This window comes from Idiomarina sp. H2 (genome assembly GCF_004364275.1).
In the GTDB taxonomy this organism is placed as follows: Bacteria; Pseudomonadota; Gammaproteobacteria; order Enterobacterales; family Alteromonadaceae; genus Idiomarina; species Idiomarina loihiensis.
The window spans coordinates 269,913-285,158 of sequence record NZ_SNZY01000003.1 but is presented as its reverse complement, the minus strand read 5'-3'; the positions used below and the strand labels follow the sequence as shown (position 1 = coordinate 285,158).

General features: G+C 48.2%; 19 protein-coding genes. 13 read left to right on the top strand and 6 right to left on the bottom strand.

The window, feature by feature from the left end:
- Positions 1–50: 50 nt before the first annotated feature.
- The 5 genes from DET62_RS05450 (at position 51) to DET62_RS05430 (ending at position 4,366) form a co-directional block, all read left to right on the top strand.
- Complete coding sequence (locus DET62_RS05450) at positions 51–563, top strand: hypothetical protein (RefSeq protein ID WP_110013266.1); 513 nt, start codon at positions 51–53, stop codon at positions 561–563.
- Between the two features lie 138 nt (positions 564–701).
- On the top strand, positions 702–1,145 hold the full coding sequence (locus DET62_RS05445; protein ID WP_110013265.1) for a CopD family protein: 444 nt from the start codon (positions 702–704) through the stop codon (positions 1,143–1,145).
- A gap of 81 nt (positions 1,146–1,226) precedes the next feature.
- On the top strand, positions 1,227–2,474 hold the full coding sequence (locus DET62_RS05440; RefSeq protein ID WP_110013264.1) for an acyl-CoA dehydrogenase family protein: 1,248 nt from the start codon (positions 1,227–1,229) through the stop codon (positions 2,472–2,474).
- Positions 2,467–3,552 carry a phosphotransferase family protein gene (locus DET62_RS05435; protein WP_110013263.1) on the top strand — a complete coding sequence of 362 codons (1,086 nt, stop codon included), beginning with the start codon at positions 2,467–2,469 and terminating at the stop codon, positions 3,550–3,552. Before DET62_RS05440 ends, DET62_RS05435 begins: the two co-directional genes overlap by 8 nt.
- A 43-nt stretch (positions 3,553–3,595) precedes the next feature.
- Positions 3,596–4,366 carry an SDR family oxidoreductase gene (locus DET62_RS05430; RefSeq protein ID WP_110013262.1) on the top strand — a complete coding sequence of 257 codons (771 nt, stop codon included), beginning with the start codon at positions 3,596–3,598 and terminating at the stop codon, positions 4,364–4,366.
- Positions 4,367–4,372: 6 nt separating this feature from the next.
- Here DET62_RS05430 and DET62_RS05425 read toward each other — a convergent pair whose 3' ends face one another.
- The gene (locus DET62_RS05425; protein ID WP_110013261.1) at positions 4,373–4,831 is read right to left on the bottom strand and encodes a hypothetical protein; all 459 of its coding nucleotides are present in this window, start codon (positions 4,829–4,831) and stop codon (positions 4,373–4,375) included.
- Between the two features lie 76 nt (positions 4,832–4,907).
- Between DET62_RS05425 and DET62_RS05420 the strand changes: the two genes are divergently transcribed.
- From DET62_RS05420 to glnS, 6 genes are read left to right on the top strand one after another with little or no spacing between them, the layout of a single operon-like run.
- Entirely contained in the window at positions 4,908–5,168 is a 261-nt protein-coding gene (locus tag DET62_RS05420; protein WP_110013260.1) for a hypothetical protein, read from the top strand.
- An 11-nt stretch (positions 5,169–5,179) separates the two neighbouring features.
- Entirely contained in the window at positions 5,180–5,584 is a 405-nt protein-coding gene (locus DET62_RS05415; RefSeq protein WP_110013259.1) for a hypothetical protein, read from the top strand.
- On the top strand, positions 5,581–6,369 hold the full coding sequence (locus tag DET62_RS05410) for a 5-oxoprolinase subunit PxpA (protein ID WP_110013258.1): 789 nt from the start codon (positions 5,581–5,583) through the stop codon (positions 6,367–6,369). Before DET62_RS05415 ends, DET62_RS05410 begins: the two co-directional genes overlap by 4 nt.
- A gap of 25 nt (positions 6,370–6,394) precedes the next feature.
- The gene (gene pxpB / locus DET62_RS05405) at positions 6,395–7,108 is read left to right on the top strand and encodes a 5-oxoprolinase subunit PxpB (RefSeq protein WP_110013257.1); all 714 of its coding nucleotides are present in this window, start codon (positions 6,395–6,397) and stop codon (positions 7,106–7,108) included.
- A complete protein-coding gene (locus DET62_RS05400) occupies positions 7,105–8,058 on the top strand; it encodes a biotin-dependent carboxyltransferase family protein (RefSeq protein ID WP_110013256.1) in 954 nt (317 codons plus the stop codon). The genes pxpB and DET62_RS05400 overlap by 4 nt, the downstream gene beginning before the upstream one ends.
- Before the next feature lie 48 nt (positions 8,059–8,106).
- Positions 8,107–9,792, top strand: coding sequence for a glutamine--tRNA ligase (gene glnS, locus DET62_RS05395; RefSeq protein WP_110013255.1), 1,686 nt, complete (start codon positions 8,107–8,109; stop codon positions 9,790–9,792).
- Here glnS and DET62_RS05390 read toward each other — a convergent pair.
- The 5 genes from DET62_RS05390 to DET62_RS05370 form a co-directional block, all read right to left on the bottom strand.
- Positions 9,779–10,816, bottom strand: coding sequence for a saccharopine dehydrogenase NADP-binding domain-containing protein (locus tag DET62_RS05390; RefSeq protein WP_110013254.1), 1,038 nt, complete (start codon positions 10,814–10,816; stop codon positions 9,779–9,781). The genes glnS and DET62_RS05390 overlap by 14 nt on opposite strands.
- 4 nt (positions 10,817–10,820) lie before the next feature.
- Entirely contained in the window at positions 10,821–11,267 is a 447-nt protein-coding gene (gene fur / locus DET62_RS05385) for a ferric iron uptake transcriptional regulator (RefSeq protein ID WP_011234722.1), read from the bottom strand.
- A gap of 45 nt (positions 11,268–11,312) precedes the next feature.
- The gene (gene fldA, locus DET62_RS05380; RefSeq protein WP_011234721.1) at positions 11,313–11,846 is read right to left on the bottom strand and encodes a flavodoxin FldA; all 534 of its coding nucleotides are present in this window, start codon (positions 11,844–11,846) and stop codon (positions 11,313–11,315) included.
- A gap of 77 nt (positions 11,847–11,923) precedes the next feature.
- Positions 11,924–12,139, bottom strand: a complete 216-nt coding sequence (locus DET62_RS05375) for a DUF2788 domain-containing protein (RefSeq protein WP_011234720.1) — start codon at positions 12,137–12,139, stop codon at positions 11,924–11,926.
- 100 nt (positions 12,140–12,239) lie between these two features.
- Positions 12,240–13,016, bottom strand: a complete 777-nt coding sequence (locus tag DET62_RS05370; protein ID WP_110013253.1) for an alpha/beta fold hydrolase — start codon at positions 13,014–13,016, stop codon at positions 12,240–12,242.
- A gap of 106 nt (positions 13,017–13,122) precedes the next feature.
- Here DET62_RS05370 and DET62_RS05365 point away from each other — a divergent pair, with 106 nt between their 5' ends.
- Both DET62_RS05365 and pgm read left to right on the top strand, forming a co-directional pair.
- Positions 13,123–13,605, top strand: a complete 483-nt coding sequence (locus tag DET62_RS05365) for a replication initiation negative regulator SeqA (RefSeq protein ID WP_110013252.1) — start codon at positions 13,123–13,125, stop codon at positions 13,603–13,605.
- The gene (gene pgm, locus DET62_RS05360; protein WP_110013251.1) at positions 13,605–15,242 is read left to right on the top strand and encodes a phosphoglucomutase (alpha-D-glucose-1,6-bisphosphate-dependent); all 1,638 of its coding nucleotides are present in this window, start codon (positions 13,605–13,607) and stop codon (positions 15,240–15,242) included. The genes DET62_RS05365 and pgm overlap by 1 nt, the downstream gene beginning before the upstream one ends.
- The last annotated feature ends 4 nt before the right edge of the window (positions 15,243–15,246 follow it).

Genomic DNA, 15,246 nt, shown 5'->3' with positions numbered 1-15,246 from the left:
GCTCCATAACAGCCGCAAATACGGGCGTTAAGAACAAGAAAAACAATATTATGGCATCAGGCACATCAAATAAATTAACAGGGCAGGTCGGCGAACATCTAGTGTCGGCAATACTGGGTACGTTAGGTTACTATGCTTCTCCGTACTCTGGGAATGTGCCAGGGTTTGATGTTACAGCCGTGCATTCCGAGTCATTAAAGTCGTTTCCTGTTCAGGTTAAGGCGAGTACCAAGGGTGCTCTGGTTCAGTCCACAATCGATAAGTGGTGTAATCACAGTACCGATGAGAATAACCGTCAATCTCTGGGCGAATTGACACGCCTCAAGCACCCCGATTTGATCTGGGTTTTGGTGCGGTTGCCCGACTCGGGAGTCAGTGGAGCAAGATTTTTTATCTGTACTGAGCGTGATATACAGAAAAAAATTGTCGATAGGTACGTGGCTTTCATGGAAAAGCACGACTACCGCCGCCCTGGAGGCGGCGCTTCACCGCAAGCGATACTCAATATCAAAGACGTTGCTGAGTTTGAGAATAACTGGGAAGTTCTTTCGGTTTATCAATAACCATAGCTATAAAAATACGTCATGAAATTAAACCGAGTAAGTTGCCGGAAATTATTGGTTTCAGCTTCAAAGAGACAATAAAATTGTCTGGTTCGCAAAATAATTTGTACAAATATCTAGGTTGAAAGGCGGCTTCCAATGTACGGCTCACTTTTACTACTCCACATTCTCGCGGCAACCATCTGGACAGGTGGGCACATTGTCCTGTCCGTCGTTGTGCTGCCCAAGGTTTTGAAGGAGCGGTCACCTCAGCTGCTCCTGGATTTTGAGTCTGTGTATGAAAAAATTGGCATGCCCGCACTCATCATTCAAATAATTACAGGCGTAATGCTGGCGCACAGGCTACTCCCAGATTTCAGTCAGTGGTTTAATACCAGTAACCCAGTTGCTTATCCAATAATGGCAAAACTGGGTTTGCTCGCGTTGACGGTTGGTTTTGCTATTAGCGCAAGGTTTCTCGTCATACCCAACCTTTCGCCAGCAAACCTCAAAGTAATGGCATGGCATATCGTGTCGGTTACTGTTATTTCCATTCTATTCGTTGTTGTGGGTGTTTCGTTTCGAACAGGCTGGTTTTATTAAACGCTTTGCCCCCAACTCTGGTTGTACCACCAACACTTTCAAGTCTACAATGCTGTTAACTATTCGTTCGGAGCGGGCATTATGGACTTTTCCTACAGTGCGAAAACAAAGGACTACTTAGCGCGGATAGATGTGTTTATGCGCGAGCATATTGAGCCGTATGAAAACCAGTATCAAAAAGAGAATTACCGGCTGAACAGCACGCCGAACTGGCGTGAGTGGCAGGTGGCACCAAGGGTGGCTGAGCTTAAGCAAATAGCGAAAGAGCAGGGGCTTTGGAATTTATTTTTGCCTGATGAAGAGCTTGGTGCTGGTTTAAGCACGCTGGAATATGCGCCGCTGGCTGAGCGTATGGGTCGCAGCCTCTTAGCACCCGAGGTCTTCAACTGCAACGCACCTGACACGGGTAATATGGAAGTGCTCTATCACTTTGGTGATGACCCGCAGCAAGAGCAGTGGTTAAAACCGCTTTTGAACGGCGACATCCGCTCGGTGTTTTGTATGACAGAGCCCGATGTCGCGTCCTCCGATGCCACCAATATGCAAACTACCATTAAAGCGGATGGCTCCGACTGGGTCATAAATGGTCGTAAGTGGTGGAGTACTGGTTTGGGTCACCCGGACGCAGAAATTGCCATTGTTATGGGGCTAACTGATGAAGATGCCGAAAAGCATCATCGCCATTCCATGGTATTGGTGCCGTTAAACACGCCGGGCGTGAATATTGAACGTATGTTACCTGCTCTGGGCGAGTACGATGCCCCCTACGGCCATGGCGAGGTGGTGTTCGATAACGTGCGCGTACCGAAAGAGAACATTATTGTTGGCCCTGGTGCCGGTTTTAAAATTGCGCAGGGGCGTTTAGGCCCCGGACGAATTCACCATTGCATGCGCGCTATTGGCGCGGCTGAACGTGCGTTGGAGCTCTTTATTGAACGGGGCGTATCGCGCATTGCCTTTGGCGAGCCATTAATGAAGCTTGGCGGCAACACCGAGCGTTTAGCTGATTTACGCGTGGCGATTGATCAAGCGCGCTTGCTGACATTGCACGCTGCATGGCAAATAGATAACGTAGGTGCACTTAAAGCCATTAAGGAAATATCGGCCATTAAGCTGGTGGCACCGAATGTGCTGCAGCGGGTGGTGGACGAAACCATGCAGTTGTTTGGTGGGGCCTCTATGTGTCATGACACACCGTTGCCGGGGTTATTAACTGTTGCGCGTTCACTGCGCATTGCCGATGGACCCGACGCGGTTCACCGTGCGACTATTGCAAAAACCGAGTTGAAACAAAGAGAAAAACAATGGAAAGGGCGCTCTAATGACTGATCCATCATCCGCCGTAGTCGATCAGGCGAGTGACGTACGCGAAGAAGAAACCTTGCCCGTAGAGGCGTTGGACAACTGGCTGGCGGAGCATATAGGCGACGAGCTGCCGGAAGATCGCGGTACTTTGCGCATTACCCAATATACTGGTGGTGTGTCGAATTGGACCTACCGTTTAGATTACAACGGCCTGGCTTTGGTTCTGCGCCGGCCTCCAGATGGCACAAAAGCCAAGTCCGCCCATGATATGGGGCGTGAGTTCCGTCTGCAAAAACGACTGCGGCCGGCGTTTCCGCACGTACCCCGAATGCTGGCGTATTGCCGTGACGAGTCGGTTATTGGCGCCGAGTTTTATGTGATGGAGCACGTAACAGGAATTATTCCGCGGAGGCGTTTTCCTAAAGGGCTGGACCTTAGTTCTGAGCAGGCGCGGCAGCTATGCACGAACGCGCTGGATAAACTGATAAAGCTGCACCAGGTGGATTTAGACAGCACTGGGCTACGAAAAATAGCTAAAGGTAAAGGCTATACCGAGCGTCAGGTAAATGGCTGGTGTGGCCGTTATGAAAAAGCGAAGACCTGGAATGTATTCGGCGCAGGTTCAGTTATGCGCTGGCTGCAGGAAAATAAGCCAGAGAACGAAACGATTTGTCTGGTTCATAACGACTTTCGCTTAGACAACCTGATACTCAATCCGGATGACCCAACCGACATTATCGGCATTCTGGACTGGGAGCTGGCGACCTTAGGCAATCCGTTAATGGACCTAGGCAATTCGCTGGCTTATTGGATTGAAGCAGGCGATGACAAAGTGGCGCGTGCGACCAAACGTCAGCCGAGCGACTACCCAGGCATGCTAACCCGCAAAGAAGTTATCGATTACTACTGTGAGCGCACTGGCACCAAGGTAGAAGACTTTGCTTTCTACGAAGTGTTTGGTTTATTCCGTTTAGCGGTGATAGCCCAGCAAATTTATTATCGGTACCACCATAAGCAAACCACCAATAAAGCCTTTAAGAACTTCTGGTTTTTGGTGAACTACTTGCTATGGCGTTGCCGCCGTCGTATTGCCAAAGCCTAAAAAATACGAATAAAAAACAATAACAATAAAAGAGAGCTCAATAATGTCTCAAGAAAGGAAGACTATTTTAATTACCGGTGCCAGCTCTGGTCTGGGTCAGGGTATGGCTCGCGAGTTTGCCGCTCAGGGCAAAGACCTATGCCTGTGCGCACGTCGGTTAGACCGGCTGGAAGCCTTAAAAAACGAACTGGAAGAAAAGCATTCTGGCATAACGGTCAGCATTAAAACCCTGGATGTAAATGCTCATGAAGACGTATTCCGCGTGTTTCAGGAGTTTAAGCAAGAGCAGGGGCAAGTTGACCGTTTTATTATTAATGCGGGCATGGGTAAAGGCGCTGCGCTGGGTACTGGCTACTTTGAAGCAAACAAAGCCACGGCTGAAACGAACTTCGTAGCCGCGCTGGCTCAGTGCGAAGCGGCTATGGAAATTCTACGGGAGCAAAAGCAGGGGCACCTGGTGACTATTTCGTCCATGAGTGCTTTCCGCGGTATGCCGCGGGCTATGACGGTTTATGCGGCTACCAAAGCCGGGTTGGCATCATTAACGGAAGGCATTCGTGCGGACTTAATGAAAACCTACGGCAGCAACAGCCCAATAAAAGTATCAACTATTTATCCGGGCTATATTCGTTCGGAAATTAACGAGAAGGTGAAAAACACGCCTTTTATGGTGGACACCGAAACCGGCTGTCGCTTACTGGCAAAAGCCATTAATAAAGAGCCGGTTAAAGCTTATGTACCGCGTTGGCCCTGGGCATTAATGGCGTTTTTAATGAAACGGCTGCCACTGAAATGGGTGTTAAAGTTGGCTTAACTTTGGTTATTCACCAGAGTCAGAGCACACGGCGTCGCCGCGAGTAGACACCTGCACTGACAGAGACTGGCTAACGCCTTGTGCATCATTAAACAGAAACACCGGCTCGACTAAAAACATGTCGCCGCGCTTGCCATCGTGGTTTATTTCCAGTCTCTGATCAGATAGTTCCAGTTTAATGCAGCCATCGTGTTCGGTGGTCATTATGCGTTCCCATTTATCCAGCTGTGGTTCGTGCAGCCAAATTTCATGGCCCTGCCAACTTTGTTTTTCACCCCGTTCGCACCAATAGCTGTGAACCTCCAGCGCGCCGTCTTCACTGGTTTCCAATTGGCGGATCTGGCACTCGTCTTCATGCGGTAATTCAGGCTCCATAGCGGTGTACTGGTACACAACAACGCTGACAAAAATAACGAGAAGTGTGACGGCCGAAGCGCCTAACCAGATAAGAATTTGCTTTAACATATGGCTCCAGAACCTGATACAGTATAAGTTCTTAGTATAAAGACAATAATTATAAGAACAATGATTTGGGGGAAGTATGTGGCAACGTGTTTTGGCATTACTGATTCTTATTGTGGGCTTGCTTCTGGCCGTTCTGGGTGTGGTCAGTGACAACGATACTCCCGTTAGGCTAACCGGCGCGGTTCTGATGTTAATTGGTATTATCTGGCTGTATAAGCAGCCGACTTTGCAGTCGCTTAACCGCACGGATAAACCCATTTTGAAATGGTATCAATCTCCAATTCTCTGGATACCGATTATTGCTATTATCTTCTTTATTATCAGTCTGTTCATGTAGGAATTAAATTAATGAATATAGCAAAACGAATTGTTATTTTGGCCGGCGCGGTGGGGCTGTTTTTTTATACCGCGGAACAGGAAGAACTGATTACTTTAATTGCGAATTTTAATCTGAGTTGGTACAAACTGGGCGTTCCTGTTGCCTGGGGCTTAGTCATTGGCGGGCTGTGCGCACTGTTAAAGTTCCGTTGGCTGCTGTCCTGGATGGCACCTGTTACCTTAGTTGCCAGCGCCATAACGACTATGGGGCTCACTGGTGCAGCAGCGGTATTTGTGAAACATCAACTGGTGGTGCTTTGCTTGCCGCCGTTACAACTCGCCGCGGTAGGTGTTGGTTTATACTTGTTTGCCGTGGGTCTGGCTAAGCTAATGGGAGACATTGAAGCCAGAAAATCCGAAAAAGGTGAGGAATGAATCGTCACGTTACTCCCAAGAGTCACCAGGGAATTACATTAAACAGCGATATTGGTGAAAGCTTCGGAGCCTGGAAAATGGGTGCCGATGACTTAATTATGCCGTACATCGATTGTGCTAATGTGGCTTGTGGTTTTCATGCGTCAGACCCTCTAACTATGCTTAAAACAGTAAAGTTAGCCAAGCAGCATAACGTGACGATAGGCGCGCACCCTGCGTATCCCGATCTCGTTGGTTTCGGCCGACGTCATATGGCGTTAAAACCCGATGAAGTAACCGCTTTAATTCAGTATCAGGTGGGGGCTTTACAGGGCATTTGTGCAGGCCAGAAAACCGAAGTGAAATATGTGAAGCCACACGGTGCTCTTTATAACGACATGTTAAGCGACGGTCAGCAATTCGATGCTGTTTGTCAGGCCATTGCCGCCCTGCAGGAAGACAGACATGAACCCTTGCCCTTGATGGTTATGGCAACTCCCGAAAATGATGCCTGGCGCCACCGCGCGCAGCAGTTTGGTGTTGAATTATGGTTTGAAGGTTTTGCCGACCGCGCTTATGACGACAATGGTCAGTTGCGCTCGCGGAGCAATCCTGACGCCGTGCACGGTGATGTTGAAGCCATGTATGCTCAGGCGGAGGCTTTTGCGACAGGTCGTGCTATTGAGAGTGTGTCGGGCAAGTCGCTGCAAATTGAAATTGATTCTCTTTGTGTTCACGGGGATAACCCCAAAGCGATAGAAACCGTAGAGAAGCTGCGGAATATTGTCCGGCAAGCTAACGAATAAACTCAGGAATGACTAAAGTTCAGTTATGAAAGAAGAGTCTGATTTTCCAAAACTCGTTTCAGCCGGCGCCGATGCCGTTATAGTCTATTTAGGCGAGGGCATTAGTGTGTCGGTTAACCAGCGTGTTCTGGCTGCGGTTAAGGCAGTAAAGGAGCAACTGTCTGATGTTGTGCTGGATTTAGTGCCCTCCTATAACTCCTTAATAGTTTACTACAATGTGTTGAACATTGACGAGCCTGAAATACGTGAACGCTTGCGTAGAGCTCTAGCTGACCTCAGCTCTGATACTAGCGAGCAGAGTGGCAAGCGGCATCGCATTCCGGTTTTTTATGATGAAAGTGTCGGGCCTGATCTTGCTCGCATTGCTGAAATGAACAACTGCTCTGTGGATGATGTAATAAAAACGCACACCGAGCAGACCTACCGAGTGTACGCCATGGGCTTTGCGCCGGGCTTCGCTTATTTAGGTGAAGTGAGTGAGAAGATCAGAACGCCTCGTTTAGATAACCCCAGAAAGCGCATTACCGCAGGCAGCGTCGCCATTGCTGAGAGTCAGACGGCAGTTTATCCGTCGGCATCGCCCGGAGGCTGGAACATTATTGGCCGTACTTCTACTCAGTTATATGACCCGTCATCGGGGACTATCAGCCCGCTGAACGTAGGCGATGAAGTAGAATTTTACGCGGTAAGCAAAGAGCAGTTTATTGAGGAAGGCGGTGACACGGAGGCCTTGTCATGATGCGTATTATTGAGCCGGGTATGCGCTCAGCCGTTCAGGATTTTGGGCGCTTTGGGTATTTGTCGAAAGGCCTGACCCGCGGCGGACCCATGGATGAACACGCGTTTTTATGGGCTAACCGTTTATTGAGCAACCATTTTAATGCCGCTCAAATAGAAATTACCCTGGGCGGTTTTGAAGTAGAATTTGAGCGTGATTGCCAGTGTGCTGTGACCGGTGCCGATGTCGAATTAACGCTGGACGACGAGGTGTTAAATACCTGGCAAAACTTTAAAGTACGCGCGGGGCAACGCCTGAAGATGGGCTACGCCAGTGCTGGTGTCAGAGCCTATTTAGCGGTGCAGGGCGGTTTTCAGGTGGAGCCTAAGTGGGGCAGTTGCGCAACCGTTACTCGCGACGCGGTCGGCGGCTTGCACGGCGATGGCGCGTTTTTACAAGCGGGTGACGAACTGAGCTTTAATGAGCAGAACTATCAGGTATCGCGGCGCGTGGGCTGGGCCTACAGATCGGACTATCAGAAAACTCCGGTCATTGGCTTAATACCTGGCTTTCAGTACGACGCCTTTCCCATGTCTGCAAGAGAAGCTTTCTGCTACGAAGATTACGAAGTCACTAAAGACAGCGACCGCATGGGCATTCGCTTGTCGGGTAAAGCGTTGGAATATAACGGTGAGGGTTTGGTATCTGAAGGCGTGAATGTGGGGTCTGTACAGGTGCCCGCAAATGGCCAGCCTATTATTATGATGAACGACCGCCAGACCTTAGGGGGCTACCCGAAACTGGGCACCATTAACCCGTTCGATTTAGGTCGGTTGGCACAATGCCAGCCGGGGCAGACCGTTCGTTTTACCCGCATTGAGGGTAAAGTTGCACAGCAGCAATTGCGCCGTTTTTATCAGTTTTTTAATGTTCGCTTAGCTTGTCAGGCTGACGATAACCTGCGATCATAGCCGCTTCATATTATCCGGTGTTGATTTTGTAGCGGAGACAAAAGGTTCATGGCAGATACTGACTCTCGTCCCAGTAATTTTATTCGTCAAATCATTGATAAAGATTTGGCCAGTGGTAAGCACGCAACTGTACACACCCGTTTTCCTCCGGAGCCGAATGGTTACCTGCATATTGGCCATGCCAAATCGATAGTGCTGAACTTCGGTATTGCCGAAGACTACAACGGCACCTGTAACCTGCGTTTTGATGATACCAACCCACTGAAAGAAAAAGTGGACTATGTGAACTCCATTAAAAAAGACGTGGAATGGCTAGGGTATCACTGGGAAGGCGAGCCGCGTTATTCCTCTAATTACTTTGATCAGCTACACGCGTTTGCGGTTGAGCTGATTGAAAAAGGCCTGGCCTACGTTGATTTCAGTTCGCAGGATAAAATGCGCGAAATGCGCGGTACTCTGAAAGAGCCGGGCGTAAACAGCCCTTACCGTGATACTTCTGTGGAAGAGAACTTAAAGCACTTTGCTGACATGACAGCAGGTAAGCACGAAGAAGGCACCGCCGCATTACGGGCAAAAATTGATATGAGCTCGCCGTTTATGTGTATGCGTGATCCGGTGATTTACCGTGTGCGCTTTGTACACCATCACCAGACCGGTGATAAATGGTGCGTTTACCCAATGTACGACTTCACCCACTGTATTTCGGATGCGCTGGAAGGTATTACACATTCACTGTGTACGCTGGAATTCCAGGACAACCGTCGCTTGTATGACTGGGTACTGGATAACATCAGCATTGACTGCCATCCACAGCAAATTGAATTCTCGCGTCTGAATCTGCAATACACGGTAATGAGTAAACGCATTATTAATACGCTGGTTGACGAGAATAAAGTAAGCGGTTGGGATGATCCGCGCATCGCTAGTATTGCTGGTTTGCGTCGCCGTGGTTATACACCAGATTCAGTTCGTGAGTTCTGCCGTCGTATTGGTGTGACCAAAATGGATAACCAGGTAGAAATGAGCATGCTGGAAGCCTGCATTCGTGATGACCTGAACGTCAATGCACCACGCGCTATGGCGGTGATGGATCCGGTTAAAATTGTTATTGAAAACTACCCTGAAGGCGAACAGGAACTGCTGGATGCGCCAAACCACCCGAATGACCCGGAAATGGGCTCGCGTCAGGTGACTTTTAGTCGTGAAATCTGGATTGAACGGGAAGACTTCCGTGAGTCGGCTAATAAGAAGTTCAAGCGTCTGGTGCTGGATAAAGAAGTGCGTTTGCGTAATGCCTATGTTATTCGTGCAGACCGGGTAGAAACCGACGATAACGGCGAGATCCAGACCATTTACTGTCATTACGACGCTGACACTCTGGGTAAAGACCCTGCAGACGGCCGTAAGGTGAAGGGCGTTATTCACTGGGTGTCTGCAGAAACCGCAAAAGCAGCAGAATTCCGTGTGTATGACCGCTTATTCCAGGTGCCTAACCCGGCGGCCGAGGAAGACTTGTTCTCAACCCTGAATCCGGAGTCTTTGGTTATTAAGAAAGGATTTGTGGAAGCTAACTTAGCGAGTGCGAAACTGGGCGAGAACTTCCAGTTTGAACGTCTGGGCTACTATTGTCTGGATCAGGATGCTGAGACTGAAGGCCGTTTAATATTCAACCAGACCGTTGGTTTACGTGACAGCTGGGCGAAAATAGAACAGGAACAAACTACTGGATCTTAAACTGGTCCAGTAGCTTAGCGCCGTACAAACGTGAGGGGGTGTAAAAGCCCCCTGACTGCTTCTGGCTTAAGGTATGAATGGCTATCTCAACAGCTCCTTCGGCAGTTAGCGAATAGCCGTTTTTCACTTTAACCCGCATACTTTTCTTATTGCCTTTGGCATCGCTGATTTCACCCCAAACGTAAGTTGGGTTATTCTTCCGTTCTTTTTCTTCAGGGCCAGCAGGCTGTGATTCGAGTTTCTTCTTCAGCTTAGCCTGAACCCATTTCCATTTAAATACCCAGCGGAACCAGTTCATCCGGCGCATTTTCTTCACTAAGCGTGGACTGGCCGGTATGTACACTTCAATGTTGGGTATTTCCGTGGTGTAGTAGGCGGTAGAGACATCGCCCCAGGGAATGGTCATGGCATATTTTTCGCCATTACCAAAATCTATCCAGCGAGAATGCCAGGCGTGCGGAACATCGGTAATTTGTCCTTTAATACGGGCGGCGCCACCACGACCTAAACGTTCTATGCTGGTTCTGGCAGTGCCACGACTCATGCGTGAACCTGAATCAAAACCTAAGGCCAGGTGTGTTGCTTCCGGCATCTGCGCATTGAGTCGCGCGGCAATACAGTCGGTTGGAATAACATCGAACCCAACGCCCGGACATAAAACAATGCCGGCTTCGCGCGCGGTTTTGTGCATAGAGTGAGCGTATTCAAATACGTCTATCTCGCCGGTAATGTCTAAATAGTGGGTTTTGGTATCAATACAGGCTTGAATAAGGGGAATTGCGGTCTGGCTGAATGGGCCTGCGCAATTAACGACTAAGTCTACGTCTTCTAATTGCTTTTGAACTTCATCAATACTGTCGAGCGAGAAGACCTTGTATTGAAAGTCTAAGTGACGTGCTACTGGCTCAAGGGCGTTTTCGTTACGGCCGGCTAAAATAGGTTGGTAACCGCGTTTTTTAGCCTGATGGGCAATAAGTTTGCCTGAATAACCGTATGCACCGTAAATGAGCCAGCGCAGTGCCATATTATTACTCTGCCTCAGCGGCAGCTTTGTATTCGCAGCCCTCGCCACGCTGACATTCACCGTAAAGGTACAAACTGTGGTTAGTCAGTTTAATTTTATTTGCTGCGGCTACTTTTTCCTGACGCTCTTCGATTACGTCATCTTCAAATTCAAAAACGTGGCCACAGGTTAAACACACCAGATGATCGTGGTGGTGCTTTGCACTCAACTCAAATACCGAACGCCCACCTTCAAAGTGGTGGCGAGTAATAATACCAGCGTCATCAAACTGGTTTAGTACCCGGTAAACGGTAGCCAGGCCAATTTCATCTTTTTGTTCCAGCAGAATTTTATAGACATCTTCGGCACTGATGTGTTGGTTATCTGGTTTTTTCAAAATCTCCAGAATCTTCATCCGTGGGGAAGTGACTTTTAGTCCTGCTTTTTTCAGCTGTTCGTCGTTACTCGCCATAATAATTAGTATCTCAGTTAAACATGTATAACAGCATACCCTGTATTAGCTGTCACTTGCCAGTTCTGCCAGACACATTTCTTCATAAACTTGCTGGCACCATTTGCTAACGCGTTCTTTGGTTAACTCTGGCTGACGGTCTTCATCTATGCCCAGACCGACAAAGTGTGTGTCGTCGGCCATACCTTTAGAGGCTTCAAAATTGTAGCTCTCGGTAGGCCAGTGTCCGACAATAATGCCACCACGGGCTTCCACAATGTCGCGAACCATGCCCATGGCATCAAGAAAGTATTCAGCGTAATCTTCCTGATCACCACAGCCAAAAATGGCAATGAGCTTGTCCGTAAAATCGATTTCTTCCAGTTCGGGGAAAAAGTCATCCCAGTCGCACTGAGCTTCGCCGTAATACCACGTCGGAATACCGAACAATAGTAAGTCGTAATTGGCAATATCTTCTTTACTGGATTTGGCGATGTCTTTTACATCAACGAGCTTTTTACCAAGCTCTTTCTGAATCATCTGTGCGACGGCTTCGGTGTTACCGGTGTCGCTTCCAAAGAAAATTCCAACAGTTGCCATAAGTCAATTTTCACCTGATTATACGAATAAACAGTACTGAACGGGTTGCCATTCAGCGGCGTAAATTATCAATTGGGTTAAACTCCGGATTCCCAGAGCACCTGAATAATACCTTTAGCGATAAAGCCAAAACAGCCAAGAAAGAGCACCATCCAGACAATAACCTGGCCAAATTTTGGTACTGCAGAACGCTTTAACACGTCCCGAATGGCTAAGCCTATTAGTAAGAATAGTATGCCCAGCGTAAAATTGGTGGCCAGAACTTCAATTTGTTCGTAATACTCAGCTAACATACTGCTTAACCTCGCTGGTACTTAACCTAAGAATGCTTAATGCGGTCTTGACTGTTTTTTACGGCGCTTAGATTACCATAAAGCACGACTGGTGGCGAGATTACTGCGCTATAAACTCAATGACCAGGCGGTTAAATATTCTTGGTTTCTCGGCATGTAGCCAGTGGCCTGCACCTTCAATAACTTTTACCGAGGCATTGCTAAATCGCGCTGCCACGTCTTGTTGATGCTTTTCTGTGAGGTAGTTTGAGCTACCTCCTTTTATAAAAAGTACCGGTCCGTCGTATTGGCCTTTGCTGACAGCCGCTGAAATTTGCTGATAATTTTCTCTTAGCGCTTTTAGGTTAAGCCGCCATTGGTAACCGTCGTCAGTTTTTTTCAGGTTTTTCAGCAGAAACTGACGTACACCTTTTTCTGAAATTGTCTCGGCTAACTGTTTGTCGGCGTCGCCGCGGCTTTTTACCTGGTCTATGTCCAGGTTAGAAAGAGCGTCTAATATGCTGTCGTGGGTACCGTCGTAAGCGGCGGGTGAAATATCAGCAAATATTGCCGCTTTAATCCGTTCAGGGGCTTTTATGCAAGTTTCCATTGCTATTTTGCCACCCATAGAATGACCGACTAAATAAAACTGTTTCAGGTTCAGCGAGTCAGCCAGTTTTATAATGTCTTCTGCCATGTCCGGGTAAGTCATGCTGTCGCTGTGAAACGATTCACCATGATTACGGGCGTCGGGCAAAATGCAGTAGTAGTTTTCTGACAGTTCACGGGCAAGACTTTTTAAATTGTCTTTATCGCCAAACAGACCGTGAATAATGATGATAGCCGGATTGCTATCCGTACCTAATGTTTCGTGATTCAACAATGAAGAGTCTGCCATCGAACTGCCTTTAGTGATAAACTTTGGTCTATATTTTCAAGGCTTTGTCGGGGTGTTGCAAGTGACAAAGCGCAACCTTTCAATTTTTAGAGGTAGAAAGTCAACAATGAAGCGGATTGACATTGACGATGACTTATACACGTACATTGCAAGCCATACCAGACAAATAGGCGAGAGCGCATCGGATATTCTGCGTCGTTTGCTTGACGTGAATAGCAGTGAACCTGAAGCCGACAGCAAAAGCGAACTCACTGAGTCGGTTTTTAACCGTTTGAATGAGCAGGATGTGCGTATTCAGAAAAGCGTAGTAGCGCGCTTTCTGTATATTTTAAGCATGTTGTACCGCTGCCACCCGAGCGAATTTTCGCAAGTGCTGGATATTCGCGGTCGTGATCGTCAATATTTTGCCCGCTCAGAAGAAGCTTTACTGACATCGGGGAACAGCACGAACCCGAAGCAGATTCCGGACTCTCCATTTTGGGTAATTACCAATACCAATACGACTAAGAAAAAAGCCATGCTGACTCAGGTAGCAGAAAAACTGGGTTATCAATCGGCCGATGCAGAAAAAATTAGGGACTTTTTATAATGGCGGATCACGAGCGAGCAGGCCAGTTGGCGCAGGCCAGCGACTTGACCAATATAGCGCAATTGACCAGTGCGTATTATGTTTATGAGCCGGACCCACGCAAAGCGGCTGAAAAAGTCAGTTTTGGTACCTCGGGTCATCGAGGCAGTTCATTGAAGCGTTCCTTTAATGAAGCGCATATTCTGGCTATTGCTCAGGCTATTTGTGCTTACCGCGAGGAGCAGGGCATTACCGGACCTATTATGGTGGCTAAAGACACTCATGCGCTGTCTGAGTCTGCTTACATTAGTGCGTTAGATGTTTTTATTGGCAATGGCGTAGAGGTTCAGGTTCAGACTGAGCATGACTACACACCAACTCCGGTTTTAAGCCGCGCGATTATTGAGTGGAACCGTGAGAACACAGCTAAAGCCGATGGCGTGGTGATTACACCCTCGCATAACCCGCCAGAAGATGGCGGTTTTAAATACAACCCGTCACATGGTGGTCCGGCAGACTCTGACGTGACCCGAACCATAGAGAAATACGCAAACGCGTTGCTGTCTTCAGGGCTTGTCGGCGTGAATACCTGCGAGAGTGAAGACGTATTACAGCACCCGAAACTAACCTTTGTTGATTGGCGCACGCAGTATATTAGCCAGCTTGATGATTGCATTGATATGTCGGCTATTCAGGATGCGAAACTGAGACTGGCGGTTGATGCCATGGGTGGCTCGGGCGCTAAGTACTGGACGCAAATTGCAGAGCATTACAACTTATCGATTGAGGTTCGTAATGCCGTGGTCGACCCGACATTCTCTTTTATGCCGCTGGATAAAGACGGAAAGATTAGAATGGATTGCTCGTCGCCTTTTGCCATGGCCAGCTTGCTCGAGCTGAAAGACAATTACGATTTGGCTTTTGGTAACGACCCGGACTATGACCGTCACGGCATAGTGACTCCGACACACGGTTTACTGAATCCGAATCATTATTTGTCTGTGGCAATAGATTACTTATGTAAGAACCGCGACTGGGATAACAGTATTGCTATTGGAAAAACTCTAGTGTCCAGTGCCATGATTGACCGCGTGGTGGGCGCAAACGAGCGACCATTGATGGAAGTACCGGTGGGTTTTAAATGGTTTGCTAAAGGGTTGTTTGAACGTTCAATTGCGTTTGCCGGTGAAGAAAGTGCCGGTGCTACTTTACTTGACCGTAAAGGCAATACCTGGACGACCGATAAAGACGGCATTGTCATGGCACTGCTGGCGGCTGAAATACTGGCGAAAACCGGTAAAAACCCCGGTCAGTATTACGATGACTTATGCCAGCAACATGGTACGGCTTATTATCGCCGGGTTGATACCGCTTCCAGTGTACAAAAGAATGCGCGCTTTAAAGACATTCGTGCCTACAAAGTAAAGCTGCCTGAACTGGCGGGTGACAGTGTGTCTGATATTTCTACCAAAGCGGCAGGGAATGACGCCCAGTTTGGTGGGATAAAAGTGACTACTGATAACGGCTGGTTTGCTGCCAGACCTTCAGGCACAGAGCCTGTTTATAAAATTTACGCAGAAAGCTTTGTCAGCGAGCAACATCTGGATGACATTCTGGAGCAGGCCACCACCTGGGTGAATGACCTGCTGTCAGACTAAGCCT

Coding starts and splice junctions, on each gene's coding strand:
- DET62_RS05450 (WP_110013266.1), top strand. CDS start 51: ATGGCATCAGGCACATCAAATAAATTAACAGGGCAGGTCGGCGAACAT.
- DET62_RS05445 (WP_110013265.1), top strand. CDS start 702: ATGTACGGCTCACTTTTACTACTCCACATTCTCGCGGCAACCATCTGG.
- DET62_RS05440 (WP_110013264.1), top strand. CDS start 1,227: ATGGACTTTTCCTACAGTGCGAAAACAAAGGACTACTTAGCGCGGATA.
- DET62_RS05435 (WP_110013263.1), top strand. CDS start 2,467: ATGACTGATCCATCATCCGCCGTAGTCGATCAGGCGAGTGACGTACGC.
- DET62_RS05430 (WP_110013262.1), top strand. CDS start 3,596: ATGTCTCAAGAAAGGAAGACTATTTTAATTACCGGTGCCAGCTCTGGT.
- DET62_RS05425 (WP_110013261.1), bottom strand. CDS start 4,831: ATGTTAAAGCAAATTCTTATCTGGTTAGGCGCTTCGGCCGTCACACTT.
- DET62_RS05420 (WP_110013260.1), top strand. CDS start 4,908: ATGTGGCAACGTGTTTTGGCATTACTGATTCTTATTGTGGGCTTGCTT.
- DET62_RS05415 (WP_110013259.1), top strand. CDS start 5,180: ATGAATATAGCAAAACGAATTGTTATTTTGGCCGGCGCGGTGGGGCTG.
- DET62_RS05410 (WP_110013258.1), top strand. CDS start 5,581: ATGAATCGTCACGTTACTCCCAAGAGTCACCAGGGAATTACATTAAAC.
- pxpB (WP_110013257.1), top strand. CDS start 6,395: ATGAAAGAAGAGTCTGATTTTCCAAAACTCGTTTCAGCCGGCGCCGAT.
- DET62_RS05400 (WP_110013256.1), top strand. CDS start 7,105: ATGATGCGTATTATTGAGCCGGGTATGCGCTCAGCCGTTCAGGATTTT.
- glnS (WP_110013255.1), top strand. CDS start 8,107: ATGGCAGATACTGACTCTCGTCCCAGTAATTTTATTCGTCAAATCATT.
- DET62_RS05390 (WP_110013254.1), bottom strand. CDS start 10,816: ATGGCACTGCGCTGGCTCATTTACGGTGCATACGGTTATTCAGGCAAA.
- fur (WP_011234722.1), bottom strand. CDS start 11,267: ATGGCGAGTAACGACGAACAGCTGAAAAAAGCAGGACTAAAAGTCACT.
- fldA (WP_011234721.1), bottom strand. CDS start 11,846: ATGGCAACTGTTGGAATTTTCTTTGGAAGCGACACCGGTAACACCGAA.
- DET62_RS05375 (WP_011234720.1), bottom strand. CDS start 12,139: ATGTTAGCTGAGTATTACGAACAAATTGAAGTTCTGGCCACCAATTTT.
- DET62_RS05370 (WP_110013253.1), bottom strand. CDS start 13,016: ATGGCAGACTCTTCATTGTTGAATCACGAAACATTAGGTACGGATAGC.
- DET62_RS05365 (WP_110013252.1), top strand. CDS start 13,123: ATGAAGCGGATTGACATTGACGATGACTTATACACGTACATTGCAAGC.
- pgm (WP_110013251.1), top strand. CDS start 13,605: ATGGCGGATCACGAGCGAGCAGGCCAGTTGGCGCAGGCCAGCGACTTG.